We start from the raw sequence: 18,344 nt of genomic DNA, 5'->3' as shown, positions 1-18,344 counted from the left end.
AAGAACGCCGAAGGGCGCGGGCCCCGGTACGGCGGCCCACGCCCTGACGGTTGTGTGGGTGGTGCTGCGCCGACACGGCACCACCCCCACCGGCGAACCGGTGTTCCGCCACCTTCGTACACGCGCACGCCTGTACGCGACGGTTGCAAGGGGTTGCATCCTTGTGCGTGATAACGCGACGCACGGCGGCCGGGTGGGGGGAGGATGGAGCCGGCCACCCCCAGCTTCGGACCGCGGCGTCGCCGAGGAGGGACCCGTGAAGAACTCATCGCTCGATCTGGCCAGGCTCGCGGCCATGGACACGAAGGATGCCCTGCGGCTGCTGAAGGGTGTGCGGGACGCGGCCCTGGCGGGACGCAGACCGGCGGTCGGGCCGCGCGCGGACATCGACGAGTCGTGGCAGCGCATGCTGCGGCGGGGGGTGGACCCGGACCGGGACCGCAGGGCCGGGCTGCTGCCGCTGGAGGAGATCGAGCGCCGCCGGCACTCCTCGCCGTTGTTGGAGGTGCTGCCGGTGCTGCGCGAAGGTCTGGTCTCCATGGCGGACGCTGCGCAGCACATCATGGTCGTCGCGGACGCGGAGGGCCGGCTGCTGTGGCGGGAGGGCAGCGGGGCGGTGCTGCGCAAGGGCGACGCGCACGGCTTCGTGCCCGGCGCCGACTGGACGGAGGAGCTGGTCGGGACGAACGGCATCGGCACTCCCCTGGTGTCCCGGCGCCCCGTCCAGGTGCACTCGGCCGAGCACTTCGTCTCCACGCACCACACGTGGACGTGCGCCGGGGCGCCGATCACCGACCCGCGGGACGGCAGGCTGATCGGTGTCGTCGACATCAGCGGTCCGCTGTCGACCATGCATCCGGCGACCCTGGCGCTGGTCACCTCGGTGACCCGCCTGGCGGAGGCCGAGCTGCGCAACCGGCACCTCCAGACACTGGACGCGCTGCGCAGCGTCGCCGCGCCGCTGCTGGGGCGCCTCGTCGGCCGGGCACTGGCGGTGGACGCGAACGGCTGGCCGGCCGCGGTGACGGGCATGGCGCCGCCGGGCCGGCTGTCGCTGCCGAAGCAGATCGGGGCGGGCCGGACGTGGCTGCCGTCGCTGGGCATGTGCACGGTCGAGCCGTTACCGGGCGGCTGGCTGATACGGCCGGCCGAGGCACGCCCCGACGCGCGGGTGCCCGGCCGGGTGGTGCTGGACCTGAGCGCGCCGCGCCGGCCCTCGGTCACCGTCACGGGCGCCTCGGGCGACTGGTCGCACGAGCTCAGCCCGCGCCATGCCGAGCTGTTGTTCGTACTGGCGACGCACCGCGACGGGCGGAGTGCGGCACAGCTGGCGCAGGACGTCTTCGGCGACCCCACGCGGACGGTGACGGTGCGGGCGGAGATGTCCCGGCTGCGGCGGCACCTGGCGCAGGTCCTGGCCCACCGGCCCTACCGCTTCACCGACGCGATGGAGGTGGAGCTGGTCGTGCCGGAGCGTCCGGCCGATCTGCTGCCGTATTCGAATGCCCCGGCCGTGCGGCTGGGGCGGCTGTCGTGATTCCCTGTCGCGCATGAGCACCATCACTGTGACCACCTGGTCCCTGGAGCAGACCTCGGCCGCGGACCTGCGCCCCGCGGCCGACCCGGGGGACGACATACGGATCGTGCGGGCCGAGGTGCCCTCGCCCGAGTTCAGCCGGTTCCTGTACGCGTCGGTCGGCGGGGACATCCGCTGGACCGACCGGCTCGGCATGACGTACGCCGAGTGGCAGAAGGCGCTGGACCGCCCGGGGGTCGAGACCTGGGTGGCGTACGAGAAGGGGACGCCGGCCGGCTATGTGGAGCTCGAGGCACAGGACGGCGGAGCGGTGGAGATCGTCTACTTCGGGCTGATCCCGGCGTTCCGCGGCCGCCGGATCGGCGGTCATCTGCTGTCGGTCGGTGCGGCGCGCGCCTGGGATCTCGCCGAGCGGTGGCCGGGGCTGCCCCGGACGGAGCGGGTCTGGCTGCACACGTGCTCCAAGGACGGCCCGCACGCGATGGACAACTATCTGCGCCGCGGCTTCCGTCTCTTCGACACCAAGGTGGCGGAGGAGACCGAGGTCCCCGCCCCCGGCCCGTGGCCCGGCGCCGCGGTCTGACCCGCCGCACCCGGGCCCGCGGCCCGAACCGCCCCCGGCCCGCGCCCGCGGTCCGAACCGCCGACGCTTGCGGGCCGCGGCCCGGCCGCCCGTGAGCCCGCCCGGCCGTCCCCGGCGGGCGGCGGCGTACGTTCTTCGGTGACGCATGACACACTGTCTCGCGATGCGGGACAGTGTTGTCCACATTCTGGATGACGGTGGACTGGGTCCAAAGTCCCATGACACGCTTCCGTCATGTCCAGCACTGGAATTGCCTTGGTGAGTCGGCGGCACGTCGACCTCGGCCGCATGTCCAGCGCCATCTGTCCGGCCTGCTGACAGCCCAGCACCGCCGCACTTCGACTTCTCTATCACCCCGCCTGCGCACTGCCGCGCCTTCCCCGCGAGTGTGCAGCTCAGAGCCGCCCTCCTGCAGTCTCGAAGGACTATCGCCATGGCCGCCAGCCCGGAAAAGCCCGCCTCCGTCACGCCCCGCCGCAAGGCCGGACGCCACCGTGGCGAGGGCCAGTGGGCCATGGGGCACCACACGCCCCTCAACGGCAACGAGCAGACGAAGAAGGACGACGACGGTCTCAATGTGCGGACACGCATTGAGACGATCTACGCGCACCGCGGTTTCGACTCGATCGACGGCGCCGACCTGCGCGGCCGGATGCGCTGGTGGGGCCTGTACACCCAGCGCAAGCCCGGGATCGACGGCGGAAAGACCGCGATCCTGGAGCCGGAGGAACTGGACGACGAGTACTTCATGCTGCGGGTGCGCATCGACGGTGGCCGGCTGACCACCGAGCAGCTGCGCGTCGTCGGCGAGATCTCGCAGGAGTTCGCACGCGGCACCGCGGACCTCACGGACCGGCAGAACGTCCAGTACCACTGGATCCGCATCGAGGACGTTCCCGAGATCTGGCGCCGGCTGGAGGCGGTGGGCCTGTCGACGACGGAGGCGTGCGGCGACACCCCGCGCACCATCCTCGGCTCGCCGGTCGCGGGGATCGCCGCCGACGAGATCGTCGACGGCACCCCCGCCATCGACGAGATCCACCGCCGGTACATCGGCAACAAGGAATTCTCCAACCTGCCCCGCAAGTTCAAGACCGCGGTCTCCGGCTCGCCGCTGCTCGACGTCGCCCACGAGATCAACGACGTCGCCTTCGTCGGCGTGAACCACCCGGAGCACGGTCCCGGCTTCGACCTCTGGGTCGGCGGCGGCCTGTCCACCAACCCGAAGCTCGGTGTGCGGCTCGGCGCCTGGGTCCCGGCGGACGAGGTGCCGGACGCCTGGGAGGGCGTGGTCTCGATCTTCCGTGACTACGGCTACCGGCGGCTGCGCAACCGCGCCCGGCTGAAGTTCCTCGTCGCCGACTGGGGCCCCGAGAAGTTCCGCCGGGTCCTCGAGGACGAGTATCTGAAGCGTCCGCTGCTCGACGGCCCCGCGCCCGAGCAGCCCGCGCAGCAGTGGCGCGACCACATCGGCGTCCACCGTCAGCAGGACGGCCGTTTCTACGTCGGCTTCGCGCCGCGTGTCGGCCGCGTCGACGGTGCGACCCTCACCAAGATCGCCGAGCTGGCGGAGGGCCACGGCTCCGGCCGGGTGCGCACCACGGTCGAGCAGAAGATGATCGTGCTCGACGTGACGGAGGACCGGGTCGACTCCCTCGTCGCCGGACTGGAGGCGCTGGACCTGCGGGTCACGCCGTCGCCGTTCCGGCGGGGCACGATGGCCTGCACCGGCATCGAGTTCTGCAAGCTGGCCATCGTCGAGACCAAGGGCCGCGGCTCCGCCCTGATCGACGAACTCGAGCGGCGGCTGCCGGCGTTCGAGGAACCGATCACCATCAATCTCAACGGCTGCCCCAACGCCTGCGCCCGTATCCAGACCGCGGACATCGGTCTCAAGGGCCAGCTCGTGCTGGACGACGACGGCAACCAGGTGGAGGGCTACCAGGTGCACCTCGGTGGCGCGCTGGGTCTCGACCCGGCGTTCGGCCGCAAGGTGCGCGGCCTGAAGGTCACCTCCGCCGAACTGCCCGACTACGTCGAGCGGGTCCTCAAGCGCTTCGAGAAGGAGCGCGAGGACGGCGAGCGTTTCGCGGCCTGGGCGGCGCGTGCCTCGGAAGAGGCCCTGTCATGAGCGAGCGGGCCGCGCCGTTCTACTGCCCGTACTGCGGGGACGAGGACCTGCGTCCCAACGAGGAGGGTCACGGCGCCTGGGAATGCGGGGCATGCAATCGGGCCTTCCAGTTGAAGTTCCTCGGGCTGCTGACCCGGGGGCTTCGACTGGGCGACGGTGGAGGGGAACGGAAATGACGACTGTTCAGGCCGAACGGAACCTCAAGTCACTGGCCGAGCAGGCCGGACGGGACCTCGAGGACGCCTCCGCACTGGAGATCCTCACGTGGGCCGCCGAGACCTTCGGTCCGCGTTTCTGCGTCACCTCCTCGATGGAGGACGCGGTGGTCGCCCACCTCGCCTCCCGCGCCATGCCCGGCGTGGACGTGGTCTTCCTCGACACCGGCTACCACTTCGAGGAGACCATCGGCACCCGTGACGCCGTGGACGCGGTGATGGACGTCAACGTCATCACGCTCACGCCCCGGCAGACGGTCGCCGAGCAGGACGCCGAGTACGGCCCGAAGCTGCACGACCGGAACCCCGACCTGTGCTGCGCCCTGCGCAAGGTCAAGCCCCTCGAGGAGGGCCTGACCGGGTACGACGCGTGGGCGACGGGTCTGCGCCGCGACGAGTCCCCGACCCGGGCGAACACCCCGGTCGTCGGCTGGGACGAGAAGCGGCAGAAGGTCAAGGTCTCCCCGATCGCCCGCTGGACGCAGGACGACGTCGACGCCTATGTCGCCGAGCACGGTGTGCTCACGAACCCGCTGCTGATGGACGGCTACGCCTCCGTCGGCTGCGCGCCCTGCACCCGCCGGGTGCTGGAGGGCGAGGACGCACGCGCCGGCCGCTGGGCAGGGCGCGGCAAGACCGAGTGCGGGCTGCACGGCTGATGACCACCGAACAGATTCCTTTGGAGAACGACGTGACCGGAGCCACGATCTGGCTCACGGGTCTGCCGAGCGCCGGCAAGACCACCATCGCCTACGAGCTGGCGGACCGGCTGCGCGCCGAGGGCCACCGTGTCGAGCTGCTCGACGGCGACGAGATCCGCGAGTTCCTCTCCGCGGGCCTGGGCTTCAGCCGCGAGGACCGGCACACCAACGTGCAGCGGATCGGCTTCGTCGCCGAACTGCTCGCCTCCAACGGCGTGAAGGTCCTGGTGCCGGTCATCGCCCCGTACGCCGACAGCCGTGAGGCGGTGCGCAAGCGCCACCAGCAGGAGGGCACGCCGTACGTGGAGGTGCACGTCGCCACTCCGGTCGAGGTGTGCTCGGTGCGTGACGTGAAGGGGCTGTACGCGAAGCAGGCCGCGGGCGAGATCAGCGGGCTGACCGGGGTCGACGACCCGTATGAGGAGCCCGAGACGCCCGATCTGCGGATCGAGTCCCAGAACCAGACAGTGCAGGAGTCCGCCACGGCGGTCCACGCGCTGCTCACCGAGAGGGGCCTGCTGTGACGACCAGCATCGACACCGTGACCGAGGGCACCGACAGCCCGTACGCGCTGTCGCACCTGGACGCGCTCGAGTCGGAGGCCGTGCACATCTTCCGCGAGGTGGCGGGCGAGTTCGAGCGGCCGGTGATCCTCTTCTCCGGCGGCAAGGACTCAATCGTCATGCTGCACCTGGCGCTGAAGGCGTTCGCCCCGGCTGCCGTGCCGTTCTCGCTGCTGCACGTGGACACCGGCCACAACTTCCCCGAGGTCCTCGAGTACCGCGACCGCACGGTCGCCCGGCACGGACTGCGCCTGCATGTGGCCTCCGTGCAGGAGTACATCGACGCGGGCAAGCTGCGCGAGCGCCCCGACGGAACCCGTAACCCGCTGCAGACGGTGCCGCTGACCGAGGCCATCCAGGAGCACCGTTTCGACGCGGTGTTCGGCGGCGGCCGGCGCGACGAGGAGAAGGCCCGCGCGAAGGAGCGGGTGTTCAGCCTCCGCGACGAGTTCTCGCAGTGGGACCCGCGCCGCCAGCGGCCCGAGCTGTGGCAGCTCTACAACGGCCGCCACGCCCCCGGCGAGCACGTGCGGGTCTTCCCGCTGTCGAACTGGACCGAGCTGGACGTGTGGCAGTACATCCAGCGCGAGAAGATCGAGCTTCCGCAGATCTACTTCGCGCACGAGCGCGAGGTGTTCAAGCGCTCCGGCATGTGGCTGACCGCCGGCGAGTGGGGCGGGCCGAAGGACACCGAGAACGTGGAGAGGCGGCTGGTCCGCTACCGCACCGTCGGCGACATGTCCTGCACCGGCGCCGTCGACTCCGACGCCACCACGCTCGAAGCCGTGATCACCGAGATCGCCGCCTCCCGCCTCACCGAGCGGGGAGCCACCCGGGCCGACGACAAGCTGTCGGAGGCTGCGATGGAAGACCGCAAGCGCGAAGGGTACTTCTAAAGATGACCAGCCCCACCGAGCAGTTGGCCGAGCAGCTCTCGGCCACCACCCTGCTGCGCTTCGCCACCGCCGGGTCCGTCGACGACGGCAAGTCCACCCTGGTCGGGCGGCTGCTGCACGACTCCAAGTCGGTCCTCGCCGACCAGTTGGAGGCCGTGGAGCACGCGTCCCGCAACCGCGGCCAGGAGGCTCCCGACCTGGCGCTGCTCACGGACGGTCTGCGGGCCGAGCGTGAGCAGGGCATCACCATCGACGTGGCGTACCGCTACTTCGCCACGCCCCGGCGGCGGTTCATCCTCGCCGACACGCCCGGCCATGTGCAGTACACGCGCAACATGGTCACCGGCGCCTCCACGGCCGAGCTCGCGGTCGTCCTCGTCGACGCCCGCAACGGTGTCGTCGAGCAGACCCGCCGGCACGCCGCGGTCGCCGCCCTGCTCCGCGTCCCGCACGTGGTCCTCGCGGTCAACAAGATGGACCTCGTCGACTACGCGGAGCCCGTCTTCGCGAAGATCGCCGAGGAGTTCACCGCCTACGCCGCCTCGCTCGGCGTCCCCGAGATCACCGCGATCCCGATCTCGGCGCTCGCCGGTGACAACGTGGTGGACCCGTCCGCGAACATGGACTGGTACGGCGGCCCGACCGTGCTCGAACACCTGGAGACCGTGCCCGTCAGCCACGACCTGGCCACCTGCCACGCCCGGCTGCCCGTGCAGTACGTGATCCGCCCGCAGACTGCCGAGCACCCCGACTACCGCGGCTACGCCGGCCAGATCGCCGCCGGCGCGTTCCGGGTCGGCGAGTCCGTCACCGTGCTGCCGTCGGGCCGCACCTCGAAGGTCTCCGGCATCGACCTGCTGGGCGAGTCGGTGGACGTGGCCTGGACGCCGCAGTCGGTCACCCTGCTGCTGGAGGACGACATCGACGTCTCCCGCGGCGACATCATCGTGCCGACCGACGACGCGCCGCCGACCACGCAGGACGTCGAGGCGACCGTCTGCCACGTGGCGGACCGGCCGCTCACCGTCGGACAGCGGGTGCTGCTCAAGCACACCACCCGCACCGTGAAGGCGATCGTCAAGGAGATCCCCTCCCGGCTCACCCTCGACGACCTCTCCCAGCACCCGGCCCCCGGGCAGCTCGTCGCCAACGACATCGGCCGCGTCAAGGTCCGCACCGCGGAGCCGCTGGCCCTCGACTCGTACGCCCATTCGCGCCGCACCGGCTCGTTCCTGCTGATCGACCCGGCCGACGGCACGACGCTCGCCGCGGGCATGGCGGGCGACGCGTTCGCCTCGCAGACCGCCGAGGGCACCGCGCCCGCCGTGGACGACGAGGGCTGGGACTTCTGACGATGACCGACATCTACTCGACCTTCGCCAAGGAGGGCGGCCGCGTCGGCAGCGGGGCGCTCGGCGCGGGCACGGGCGGGGTCGCGCGATGCGGGCGATGACGTCCGCGCACAGCATGCGCGCCCTCCGCTTCCCGCACCGAAGACCGCACTGCCCACCGACGACCCGGCCGCGTCCGACATGACGTAGCGACCGGGCCTACGAGAGGAAACCCTCCCGTGCCAGCCACTCGTACCTTCCCGCGCCGCGGCCTCGCCGCCGCAGCCGTACTGCCGCTCCTCGCCGTGATACTCACGGCCTGCGGTTACGGCTCCCAGGCCGCGCCGGCCCCGGTGGCCCACGCGGCCAAGGGCCCGAAGGTCGGTGGTCTCGACACCGTACGGATCGGGTACTTCCCCAACCTCACCCACGCCACCGCGCTCGTGGGTGACCGCGAGGGCATCCTGCAGCGGGAGCTGGGCGGCACCAAGGTGTCGACCGCGAGCTTCAACGCCGGCCCCTCCGAGATCGAGGCCCTGAACGCGGGCTCGATCGACATCGGGTTCATCGGCCCCTCCCCCGCCGTCAACGCCTACGTGAAGTCCGGGGGCAGGAGCCTGCGGATCATCGGCGGTTCGGCGTCCGGCGGGGTGAAGCTGGTGGTGAACCCGGAGAAGATCACGTCCCCGTCCGATGTCGAGGGCAAGAGGATCGCCACGCCGCAGCTCGGCAACACCCAGGACGTGGCGTTCCTCAACTGGGCGGCGGAGCAGGGGTGGAAGGTCGACTCCCAGAGCGGCAAGGGCGACGTCTCGGTGGTCCGGATGCAGAACAAGGTGATGCCGGGCGCCTACCGGTCCGGGGCGATCGACGGGGCGTGGGTGCCGGAGCCCACCGCCTCCCGCCTGGTGGCCACCGGCGCGAAGGTGCTGCTCGACGAGGCGGACCTGTGGCCGGACGGGAAGTTCGTGATCACCAACATGGTCGTGTCGCAGAAGTTCCTCGCCGAGCACCCCGACGCCGTCGAGGCGGTCCTGCGCGGCACGGTGAAGACCAACGCCTGGATGGAGGCCAACCCCGCGAAGGCGAAGGCGTCGGCCAACGCGAAGCTCGAGGAGCTGACCGGCAAGGGGCTCCCGGCCGACGAGATCGACCCGGCGTGGCAGGCGATCACCTTCACCGACGACCCGCTGGCCGCGACCCTCGACGCGCAGGCGGACCACGCGGTGCGGGCCGGTCTGCTGGCGCAGGTGGACCTCGCCGGAATCTATGACCTGAAGCCGCTGAACAAGGTTCTCGCGGCCGAGGGCCGTCCCGCGGTCCCCGACGCCGGGCTCGGCGTCAAGTAACCCGTAGCAGCCGAGTTCCCAGGAGGTGACGACCATGGCCACTGCCATCGCCAAGGCCGAGGACCGCGTGAGTGTCGACCGGACGTACGCGGCCCGCATCGGGCATGTCTCCAAGTCCTTCAGCGGGCCCGCCGGGCCGCAGCTCGTGCTGGACGACATCACGCTCGATGTCGCGCCGGGCGAGTTCGTCACGCTCCTGGGGGCCTCCGGCTGCGGCAAGTCGACGCTGCTGAACCTGGTCGCGGGACTCGACCGGCCGACCGCGGGGTCCATCGAGACGCCCGGCGGCCGGCCCGCGCTGATGTTCCAGGAGCACGCCCTGTTCCCGTGGCTGACCGCGGGCAAGAACATCGAGCTCGCGCTCAAGCTGCGCGGTGTGCCGAAGGGCGCGCGGCGCCAGGAGGCGGAGCGGCTGCTGGAGCTGGTGCGGCTCGGCGGCGCGTACCGCAAGCGGGTGCACGAACTGTCGGGCGGGATGCGGCAGCGGGTCGCCATGGCCCGCGCGCTGGCGCAGGACAGCCGGCTGCTGCTGATGGACGAGCCGTTCGCGGCGCTCGACGCCATCACCCGGGACGTGCTGCACGACGAGCTGACCCGGATCTGGCGGGAGACGAACGTCTCGGTCCTGTTCGTCACGCACAACGTCCGCGAGGCGGTGCGGCTCGCGCAGCGGGTGGTGCTGCTGTCGTCACGGCCGGGACGTGTGGCGCGGGAGTGGACCGTGGACATCGACCAGCCGCGACGTATCGAGGACACCGAGGTGGCGGAGCTGTCCGTCGAGATCACCGAAGAACTGCGTGGGGAGATCCGCCGACATGGCCAGCACTGACACGACCGCTGCCGGGAAGGCCGCGGCCAAGGGCGACGACCTCGCGGGTCTGGAGGCCGGTCTCGACGCGCTGGACGCGGTCCAGGTGAGCCGCACGCCGGTGCGCGAGGTGCTGCTGAAGAAGGTGCTGCCGCCGCTCACGGCCGTGGGCCTGGTGCTCCTCACCTGGCAGTTGCTGGTGTGGGCGGAGGTGACCGAGGACTACAAGCTGCCCGCACCGTCCGCGGTGTGGGACAGCGTGTCCGGCATGTGGCTGCAGGGAACCCTCTTCGAGGTCATCTGGACCAGCGTCTCCCGCGGCCTCCTCGGCTTCCTGCTGGCGCTCGCCATCGGCACCCCGCTCGGACTGCTGGTCGCCCGGGTCAAGTTCGTCCGCGCCGCGATCGGCCCGATCCTGTCCGGTCTGCAGTCGCTGCCGTCCGTCGCCTGGGTGCCGCCGGCCGTGATCTGGCTCGGACTGAACGACAGGATGATGTTCGCCGTGATCCTGCTGGGCGCGGTCCCGTCGATCGCCAACGGCCTGGTCTCGGGCGTCGACCAGGTGCCGCCGCTGTACCTGCGGGCGGGCCGCACGCTGGGCGCGACCGGGCTGAGGGGCGCCTGGCACATCGTGCTGCCGGCGGCGCTGCCCGGATATGTCGCGGGACTGAAGCAGGGCTGGGCCTTCTCCTGGCGTTCGCTGATGGCCGCGGAGATCATCGCCTCCTCGCCCGACCTGGGCCTGGGCCTCGGGCAGTTGCTGGAGAACGGCCGCAACAACGCCGACATGCCCGGCGTGTTCCTCGCCATCCTGCTGATCCTGATCGTCGGCATCGCGATCGACCTGCTGATCTTCAGTCCGCTGGAGCGGTGGGTGCTGCGCAGCCGCGGCCTGCTCGTCAGGAGCTGAACCGGTGACGCACAGCCCCGTCCTCCTCGTCATCGCGCACGGCAGCCGCGACCCGCGGCACGCCCCGACCGTCCACGCCCTGACCCGCCATGCGCGGTCGCTGCGTCCGGGGACGCGCGTCGAGACCGCGTTCCTCGACTTCAACGCCCCCTCGGTGCCGCAGGTCCTCGGGCGGCTGGCCGCCGACGGCGTACGGGACGTGGTGGCACTGCCGCTGCTGCTGACGCGCGCCTTCCACGCCAAGGCGGACATCCCGGCCGTGCTGCGGCAGGCGCCTCCCGTGCTGCGGATCCGGCAGGCCGAGGTCCTCGGCCCGTCGCCGCTGCTGCTCGCCACGGTCGAGCGGCGGCTGTACGAGGCCGGCCTCACGCCCGCGGACAAGAGCTCGACGGGCCTGGTCCTGGCCGCCGCGGGCTCCACAGACCCGGAGGCGATCGCAGTGATCGCTCAGACAGCGCGGGAGCTGCGGCACACCGGTTGGTGCGCCGTGCGGCCTGCGTTCGCCTCCGCCGCAACTCCAGCGGGGTTCCCCCGCACCGAGGACGCCGTCCGCTCACTCCGCACGAACGGCGTGGCGCGCGTCGCCGTGGCCCCGTACGTGATCGCCCCGGGCCGGCTCCCCGACCGCATCGCGGCGGGCGCCGGCGAGGCGGACGTCGTGGCGGACGTGCTGGGGCCCTCACCGGAGCTGGCACGGCTGCTGCTGCACCGCTACGACGAGGCGCGGACGGAACGGCTCCTGGCGGCCAGCGCGTAGCGCCTCGGGCTCCGCGGGGGGGCGTGATCCCGGACGGGCGGCCCTAGGCGAGGACCAGGCTGCCGGTGCGGGCACGCTTCAGTTCGAAGAGGTCGGGGTGGTTCGCGAGGACCCGGAAGCTGTCGAAGAGCCGTACGGCCTCCGCGCCGCGCGGGATCGAGTTCAGCACCGGGCCGAACCAGACGGCGCTGTCGACGTGGATGGTCGGGGTGCCGACATAGGCGTCCGCTCCGGGGTCCTTGCCCGCTTCGTGGCTGCGGCGGACGGCGTCGTCGTACGCGGGGTCGTGCGCGGCGGCGGCCAGCTCCGCGGGCAGGCCGAGCGCGGCGAGGGACTGCGCGACGACCTCGTCGAAGTCCTCGTTCTTCTCCTGGTGGATGCGGGTCCCGAAGGCGGTGTAGAGGTCGCGCAGGACGTCGTCGCCGTGCTGCTCGGCCGCGGCTGCCGCGACCCGTACCGGGCCGATCGACTTGTCGACCAGCTCGCGGTACCAGCCCGGGAGTTCGTTGCCGATGTTGTGCAGGTACAGGCTCATCACCCGGAAGCGGAGGTCGAGGGCGCGCTCGCGTTCGACCTCCAGCAGCCAGCGCGAGGTGATCCAGGCGAAGGGGCAGGCCGGGTCGAAGTAGAAGTCGACGGCGGTCCTGGTCGTACCGGTGTCCGTGGTGGTCATGACGACGACACTAGCCAGCCGGTGGCCCGTCCGGCTGGGCCAATCGCACGCCGTCCGGGCGGGCCACTTCCGCGTCGAAGGGGGTGCCCTGGTGGAACCAGAGCAGCCATCGGCCGTCCGTCAGCCGCCACAGCGAGCTGCGATGGGCGCGACGCCCGCCCGTCTCGGTGTCGAAGGTCAGATGGACCAGGTCGGTGGCCAGTTGGACACCGGTCATCCGTGACGCGGTGATCGGCAGGGCCTTTGACGCCTCCGGGGAGAGGGCGGCGACGACGGAGTCGCGGTCCCAGAGCCAGCCCGACGCACCGACCTCCCGGAAGTCGGGGTGGAGAAGCGACGCCATCAGCTCGGGCGAGGACCGCACGGCCGGTTCGAGAAGTCGCCGCTCCGCGTCGGCGGCGGCCTCCACGGGGTCCACCTGCGCAGACTCAGTCACGGGTCATCTCCACGAGCTTGACGACGGTGTTCCAGTTGCGGCTGGTGGCGACGACGCCCTGGAGCAGGCCGGGCCGGGAGAGCGCCACCGCGAGCTTCGAACGGCCGAGGCCGTCCGGCGCGTACAGATACAGGGCGCGGTCGCCGAGGCGGAACTCCTCGGGCAGATGGGCCGCCGCGTCGACGGACGCGAACCGGTCGGCGGTGACGGGCTCGGAGAAGTACGTGACGTGCAGCTGCCTGCCTTCGAGCGAGGCCGCCGGGAAGGGGCAGGCGTCGGCCACCGCGCGCAGATAGGCGCCACTGCGGACCAGGGTGTCGACCCGGAAGCCGAACGCCTTCTCGATCGCCTGCTCCAGTCCGGCGGCGAGCAGGTCCTCGTCCTTCTCGTCGCTGCTGAACACCGCGTTGCCGCTCTGCAGGTAGGTGGCGACGTCCCGGTGGCCCAGACTTCCGATGACGGCGCGGAGTTCCGGCATCGGGACCTTCCTGCTGCCGCCGACGTTGATCCCGCGCAGGAGTGCCGCATACTTCGTCGTCATGCCCGAACGATAGACGGCGGCCACCGTGCCCCGTGGGGGAGGGCACGGCGACCGCCGCGTTCAGCAGCGTGGGCCGTCGGTCACTCGACGACCTTCAGCAGCTTGTTGGGCGTGCCCGCGCTCGGGTTGGTGATCTTGTCTGCCGTCGCACCGTCCGTGAGGGCGGTGGCGACCTGCTCCGGCGTGGCGTCCTGGTGGCCGGCGAGGTAGACCGCGGCGGCGCCGACGACGTGCGGGGTCGCCATCGAGGTGCCGGAGATGGTCTTGGTGCCCTCGTCGCTGTCGTTCCACGCCGAGGTGATGTCGGAGCCGGGGGCGTAGATGTCCACGACCTCACCGAAGTTGGAGAAGTCCGACTGGGTGTCGTCCTTGGTGGAGGAGGCGACGGTGAGGGCCTCCTGCACCCGTGACGGGGAGCCCTGGCCCGCGTCGGAGGACTCGTTGCCGGCCGCGACACCGAAGGTGACACCGGAGGCGATGGCCTTGCGCACGGCCTCGTCGAGCGCCTCGTCGGCACTGCCGCCGAGGCTCATGTTGGCGACGGAGGGGCCCTCGTGGTTCTGGGTGACCCAGTCGATGCCGGCGACGACCTGCTCGGTGGTGCCGGAACCGTTGTCGTCGAGCACGCGGACGGCGACGATCTTCGCCTTCTTGGCGACTCCGTGCGCCGCACCGGCGATGGTGCCGGCGACATGGGTGCCGTGGCCGTTGCCGTCGTCGGCGGAGTCGTCGTTGTCCACGGCGTCGAAGCCGTGGGTGGCACGGCCCTCGAAGTCCTGGTGGGAGATGCGGACTCCGGTGTCGATGACGTACGCGGTCACGCCTTCACCGGCGCTGTCCGGGTAGGTGTACTTGCTGTCCCCGGCCGTGTCGGTCTGGTCGACCCGGTCGAGCCCCCAGGACGGCGGGTTGTCCTGGGTGGCGTCGATGGTGAACTTCTTGTTCTGCACGACCTTGGCGACGGCCGGGTCGGCGGCGAGGCGCTTGGCCTCGGTCTCGGAGAGACCGCTGGCGGAGAAACCGTTGATGGCGGAGCTGTAGTTGCGCTGCAGCGTGCCGCCGTATTCCTTGGCCAGACCCTTCTTGTCGGCCTTCTCGTCCAGCATGACGATGTAGCTGCCGGCGACGGCGCCTTCGGCGTTCGCACCGTAGATCTTGCCCTCGGCGGGAGCTGCCGCTCCGGCGAAGGACGTGTTGAGCAGCGTGACGCCTGCTGCGGCGGCCACGGCGGTTATGGCGGCGGTGAGCTTGATCCTGCTCGCGCGCTTGTGAGTTGCCATGAAGAGGGGTCTCCTCGTCATCTTTTTGTGGGGGGATCGCCCCGTGGACGGAAGATCTCCCGGGGCTGGTTCGAAACCCTGACCGATTGACGGGCTCAGATCAAGGCCTTCAAGCAGCTGTGACATGGTCAACAAGGTTTCGCAATAAGAAATCGGCCACCGCACTGCCAAGTCGGACGGGAAGGCCAACAGCCTTTGGTGTTAAGGGGCTTCGAGCCCTGTTGCCGGGAATGCGCGCCGTAAAGGAGACGGCGGTACCACCACCGGAGTCACCGTGCGGCAGAACGAGACGGCCTGAATACGCCCGTAACTTCGGAGCAGCCGGAAATGCCGTGCACAGAATCCCGGCACACCGGCCCCACGCGCGGACCACGTTTATGCGCATTCATACACGCAACTCACACACGTCCGCACGGATTTCGCGACGGGAGGGGGCGGCGCGGTGGGGGCGGAGCGGGTGCGGGCTGCGGGTGCGTGGCGCCTGCGGCGAGCCGTTCCCCCACCCCACCCCGCCCCTTCCCGAACCGGGGGCTCCGCCCCCGGACCCCTGGCGATTGAGGCGCCGCGCGAAGCGCGGTACCGGGTCCGGGCGGAGCCCGGTTTCGGGAAGGGGCGGGGTGGGGAACAGGCCCCCGCCCGCTCCCTACCGCACCCCGCCCAGCTCCGCCTCGATCAGGTCCGCCGCCCGCCGCGTGCCACCCTCGCGGCCCATCCCCGCCCGGATGGACGCCAGGCGTTCCGCGACCTCCGGGTCGGAGGCGACGGACAGCACCGCCTCGCGCAGCACCTCCGCCGGCGCGTCGGTGTCGACGCGTCGCGCGACCCCCAGCCCCACGAGCATGTTCGCGTTGCCGAACTGGTCGACCGCCTGCGGTACGGCGACCATGGGCGTGGCGGTGGCCAGGCCCTCCTGGCTGCCGCCCGCGCCGGCGTGGGTGATGAACGCGTCGGCCTGCTCGAGGATCGCCGACTGCGGTACCCAGGAATGCACTTCGACGTTGCCGGGCAGCGGTCCCAGTTCGGACTCGTCCACGTACCGCCCGATCTGGAGCACCATGTGCCAGCCGGGCAGGTCACCGAAGGCTTTCACGCACTCGCGGTAGAAGCCGGGCTGCTTGGTGAAGGTGGAACCGAGGGACACGAGGAGCACCTTCTCGGCACCCGCCGGCCGCTGCCACTCCCCCTGGCTGGCCCGGTCGCCCTGGCACGCGCCGACGAACGAGTACACCGATTCGTCCACCCGGTCGGCGTTGGGCTGCAGTGCCCGGGGGATGAGGACGATGCTGCGGCGGGGCCGCCCGACGAACCGGTCGGGGTGCGTGGTGATCCCGTTCTCCGCCAGCCAGTTGACGAAGCGTGCGCAGTACGCCCTGCCGCGCTCCGACGCCTTGAGCTCGGCCGTCATCGGCTCGCCGATTTCCTTCTCGTAGCCCTCCCAGGCGACGAGATTGGGTGAGAGGGAGACGGCGGGGACGCCCCAGCGATGGGCGAGGACCATAGCCGGGTACGAGGTGATGTCGTGGATGACGAGGTCCGGCTCGTCTCCTTCGAACGCCTCGGCGAGCTGCGGCAGGACCTGCATGGCGTCGTTCAGGAACGGTTCGATGTTGTCGATCAGTTCCGTGCCCCAGGCGTCCGGCTCGTCCTCGGTGGGGAGTGTCGACTTGTAGATGACCGGCTCCGCGCCCGTCTCGGCGATCCGGTCGGCGAAGGACGCGGGGATCGCGTAGCTGACGCGGTGTCCGCGGGCGACGAGCTCGCGGATCACTTCCAGGCTCGGGTTCACATGCCCGGGGGCCGCGATGGAGAACATGGCGATGTGGGCACGCTGCGGTTCAGTCATGCGAGGAGAGTAAACGAGACGAGACGTCTCGTGCAGCCTCCTATTCCCCACCGCCCGAAACTTTCGAATCAGGCAGACAAGCGTGGACCATTTTTGCGCCGACTTCTAACTCACCCATTCCTGCGGGTAGGAACCTTTCCTGCAGTTCAGTCCGACCGACCTTCCCACCCCGCCCAGAATATATTTTCGATAAGTTTCGAGAAATTTTCCGTTGACGGCGCCTCCGAGGCGCTCGCATACTCTCCACCGATCGCACCTCTCCGCCCCAGCGCCTCCGGCGCCCCAACGGCGGAAGCAACGGCACCACGCAAGGTCCACCGACCGCACCCGGGCACGGCTCTGCCCGCCGCCCGGCACCGGAAGAAGAGGTCGCAATGATCGGCAGTTCGTTACGTCGACGTGCCCGCACGGCACTCGTCGTCACCGCCGCGGCGGCAATGGCCGCCGCCGGGACGGTCGCCCTTCAGGGCACCGCCCACGCCGCAACCACCCTCGGCGCCTCCGCAGCGGAAAAGGGCCGCTACTTCGGTACGGCCGTCGCCGCGAACCACCTGGGAGAGTCCGGCTACGTCTCCACCCTGAACACGGAGTTCAACTCGGTGACACCGGAGAACGAGATGAAATGGGACGCCCTGGAGAGGTCCCGCAACTCGTTCAGTTACGGTCCCGCCGACCAGATCGTGTCCCACGCACAGAGCAGGGGCATGGATGTCCGCGGCCACACCCTGGTCTGGCACTCCCAACTCCCCGGCTGGGTCGGCAACCTGAACGCGACCGAGTTGCGCTCCGCGATGAACAACCACATCACCCAGGTGATGCAGCACTACCGCGGCAAGATTCACTCCTGGGACGTGGTGAACGAGGCCTTCCAGGACGGCGGCAGCGGAGCCCGGCGCAGTTCGCCCTTCCAGGACAAGCTGGGCAACGGGTTCATCGAGGAGGCGTTCCGCACCGCCCGTGCCGCCGACCCCTCGGCGAAGCTCTGCTACAACGACTACAACACCGACGGTGTGAACGCGAAGAGCAATGCCGTCTACGCCATGGTCAGGGACTTCAAGCAGCGAGGCGTCCCGATCGACTGTGTCGGCTTCCAGTCCCACTTCAACAGCGCCTCGCCCGTGCCGGGCGACTACCGGGCCAACCTCCAGCGCTTCGCCGATCTCGGTGTCGACGTGCAGATCACCGAACTGGACATCGAGGGTTCCGGCTCGTCGCAGGCCGACAGTTACAGCCGCGTCGTGAACGCCTGCCTGGCCGTCTCCCGCTGCACCGGGATCACCGTCTGGGGCGTCACCGACAAGTACTCGTGGCGCAGCAGCGGCACTCCGCTGCTGTTCGACGGCAACTACACCAAGAAGCCGGCCTACCACTCGGTGCTGGCCGCGCTCGGCGGTACGCCGGGGGGCGGCGGCGACGGGGGCGGCGGGGGCGGCGGCGGCGGCGCCACCTGCACCGTGTCGTACGCGGAGACCAACCGCTGGGGCGACCGCTTCAACGGCCAGGTGACCGTCAGGGCCGGCAGTGCCCCGATCAGCGGCTGGAGCGTGAACGTGACGGTGTCCTCGCCCCAGAAAATCTCCGCCACCTGGAACGGCAGCCCGACCTGGGACAGCAGCGGCAATGTGATGACCATGCGGCCGAACGGCAACGGAGCTCTCGCGGCCGGAAGTTCAACGAGCTTCGGCTTCACGGTCATGGCGAACGGCAACTGGAACGCGCCGAGCGTCGGCGCCTGCACCGCCTCCTGACCGCCTGACGGCGAGCACCCGCGCGGCGCGGCGACCACCCGG

General features: G+C 70.7%; 19 protein-coding genes. 14 read left to right on the top strand and 5 right to left on the bottom strand.

Annotated elements, in window-relative coordinates; genetic code table 11:
- Nucleotides 1-256: 256 nt before the first annotated feature.
- From OGH68_RS29645 to OGH68_RS29590, 13 genes are all read left to right on the top strand, one after another.
- Nucleotides 257-1,537, top strand: a complete 1,281-nt coding sequence (locus tag OGH68_RS29645; protein ID WP_264248207.1) for a GAF domain-containing protein — start codon at nucleotides 257-259, stop codon at nucleotides 1,535-1,537.
- 13 nt (nucleotides 1,538-1,550) lie between these two features.
- Nucleotides 1,551-2,120, top strand: coding sequence for a GNAT family N-acetyltransferase (locus OGH68_RS29640; protein ID WP_264248205.1), 570 nt, complete (start codon nucleotides 1,551-1,553; stop codon nucleotides 2,118-2,120).
- A 234-nt stretch (nucleotides 2,121-2,354) separates the two neighbouring features.
- Nucleotides 2,355-2,438, top strand: a complete 84-nt coding sequence (locus tag OGH68_RS36225; protein WP_310650533.1) for a putative leader peptide — start codon at nucleotides 2,355-2,357, stop codon at nucleotides 2,436-2,438.
- A 115-nt stretch (nucleotides 2,439-2,553) separates the two neighbouring features.
- Nucleotides 2,554-4,251, top strand: a complete 1,698-nt coding sequence (locus tag OGH68_RS29635) for a nitrite/sulfite reductase (protein WP_264248203.1) — start codon at nucleotides 2,554-2,556, stop codon at nucleotides 4,249-4,251.
- On the top strand, nucleotides 4,248-4,427 hold the full coding sequence (locus tag OGH68_RS29630; protein ID WP_264248201.1) for a hypothetical protein: 180 nt from the start codon (nucleotides 4,248-4,250) through the stop codon (nucleotides 4,425-4,427). Before OGH68_RS29635 ends, OGH68_RS29630 begins: the two co-directional genes overlap by 4 nt.
- Nucleotides 4,424-5,125: a phosphoadenylyl-sulfate reductase gene (locus tag OGH68_RS29625; RefSeq protein WP_264248199.1), complete on the top strand. Its 702-nt coding sequence runs from the start codon at nucleotides 4,424-4,426 to the stop codon at nucleotides 5,123-5,125. Before OGH68_RS29630 ends, OGH68_RS29625 begins: the two co-directional genes overlap by 4 nt.
- Nucleotides 5,125-5,691, top strand: coding sequence for an adenylyl-sulfate kinase (cysC, locus tag OGH68_RS29620; RefSeq protein WP_264248197.1), 567 nt, complete (start codon nucleotides 5,125-5,127; stop codon nucleotides 5,689-5,691). The genes OGH68_RS29625 and cysC overlap by 1 nt, the downstream gene beginning before the upstream one ends.
- Nucleotides 5,688-6,626 (top strand): sulfate adenylyltransferase subunit CysD, encoded by a 939-nt coding sequence (gene cysD / locus OGH68_RS29615; RefSeq protein WP_264248195.1) that lies wholly within the window; start codon nucleotides 5,688-5,690, stop codon nucleotides 6,624-6,626. Before cysC ends, cysD begins: the two co-directional genes overlap by 4 nt.
- 2 nt (nucleotides 6,627-6,628) lie before the next feature.
- On the top strand, nucleotides 6,629-7,978 hold the full coding sequence (locus OGH68_RS29610) for a sulfate adenylyltransferase subunit 1 (RefSeq protein WP_264248193.1): 1,350 nt from the start codon (nucleotides 6,629-6,631) through the stop codon (nucleotides 7,976-7,978).
- A gap of 218 nt (nucleotides 7,979-8,196) precedes the next feature.
- Nucleotides 8,197-9,306 (top strand): ABC transporter substrate-binding protein, encoded by a 1,110-nt coding sequence (locus OGH68_RS29605; RefSeq protein WP_264248191.1) that lies wholly within the window; start codon nucleotides 8,197-8,199, stop codon nucleotides 9,304-9,306.
- A 34-nt stretch (nucleotides 9,307-9,340) separates the two neighbouring features.
- Nucleotides 9,341-10,135: an ABC transporter ATP-binding protein gene (locus OGH68_RS29600; protein WP_264248190.1), complete on the top strand. Its 795-nt coding sequence runs from the start codon at nucleotides 9,341-9,343 to the stop codon at nucleotides 10,133-10,135.
- Nucleotides 10,122-11,024 carry an ABC transporter permease gene (locus OGH68_RS29595; RefSeq protein ID WP_264248189.1) on the top strand — a complete coding sequence of 301 codons (903 nt, stop codon included), beginning with the start codon at nucleotides 10,122-10,124 and terminating at the stop codon, nucleotides 11,022-11,024. Before OGH68_RS29600 ends, OGH68_RS29595 begins: the two co-directional genes overlap by 14 nt.
- 4 nt (nucleotides 11,025-11,028) lie before the next feature.
- Nucleotides 11,029-11,781 (top strand): sirohydrochlorin chelatase, encoded by a 753-nt coding sequence (locus OGH68_RS29590; RefSeq protein ID WP_264248187.1) that lies wholly within the window; start codon nucleotides 11,029-11,031, stop codon nucleotides 11,779-11,781.
- Between the two features lie 43 nt (nucleotides 11,782-11,824).
- Here OGH68_RS29590 and OGH68_RS29585 read toward each other — a convergent pair whose 3' ends face one another.
- From OGH68_RS29585 to mgt, 5 genes are all read right to left on the bottom strand, one after another.
- Nucleotides 11,825-12,454 (bottom strand): DsbA family protein, encoded by a 630-nt coding sequence (locus OGH68_RS29585; protein WP_264248185.1) that lies wholly within the window; start codon nucleotides 12,452-12,454, stop codon nucleotides 11,825-11,827.
- Between the two features lie 10 nt (nucleotides 12,455-12,464).
- Nucleotides 12,465-12,890 (bottom strand): nuclear transport factor 2 family protein, encoded by a 426-nt coding sequence (locus OGH68_RS29580; RefSeq protein WP_264248184.1) that lies wholly within the window; start codon nucleotides 12,888-12,890, stop codon nucleotides 12,465-12,467.
- Nucleotides 12,883-13,431 carry a DUF1697 domain-containing protein gene (locus OGH68_RS29575; RefSeq protein WP_264248182.1) on the bottom strand — a complete coding sequence of 183 codons (549 nt, stop codon included), beginning with the start codon at nucleotides 13,429-13,431 and terminating at the stop codon, nucleotides 12,883-12,885. Before OGH68_RS29575 ends, OGH68_RS29580 begins: the two co-directional genes overlap by 8 nt.
- Nucleotides 13,432-13,511: 80 nt before the next feature.
- Nucleotides 13,512-14,711 carry a S8 family peptidase gene (locus OGH68_RS29570; RefSeq protein ID WP_264248180.1) on the bottom strand — a complete coding sequence of 400 codons (1,200 nt, stop codon included), beginning with the start codon at nucleotides 14,709-14,711 and terminating at the stop codon, nucleotides 13,512-13,514.
- Nucleotides 14,712-15,354: 643 nt separating this feature from the next.
- Nucleotides 15,355-16,554, bottom strand: a complete 1,200-nt coding sequence (gene mgt, locus OGH68_RS29565; protein WP_264248178.1) for a macrolide-inactivating glycosyltransferase — start codon at nucleotides 16,552-16,554, stop codon at nucleotides 15,355-15,357.
- A 374-nt stretch (nucleotides 16,555-16,928) separates the two neighbouring features.
- Here mgt and OGH68_RS29560 point away from each other — a divergent pair, with 374 nt between their 5' ends.
- Entirely contained in the window at nucleotides 16,929-18,302 is a 1,374-nt protein-coding gene (locus OGH68_RS29560; protein ID WP_264248177.1) for an endo-1,4-beta-xylanase, read from the top strand.
- Nucleotides 18,303-18,344: the final 42 nt, after the last annotated feature.

Source organism: Streptomyces peucetius (genome assembly GCF_025854275.1).
Classification (GTDB): Bacteria; Actinomycetota; Actinomycetes; order Streptomycetales; family Streptomycetaceae; genus Streptomyces; species Streptomyces peucetius_A.
This window is presented reverse-complemented; position numbering and strand designations above follow the sequence as displayed.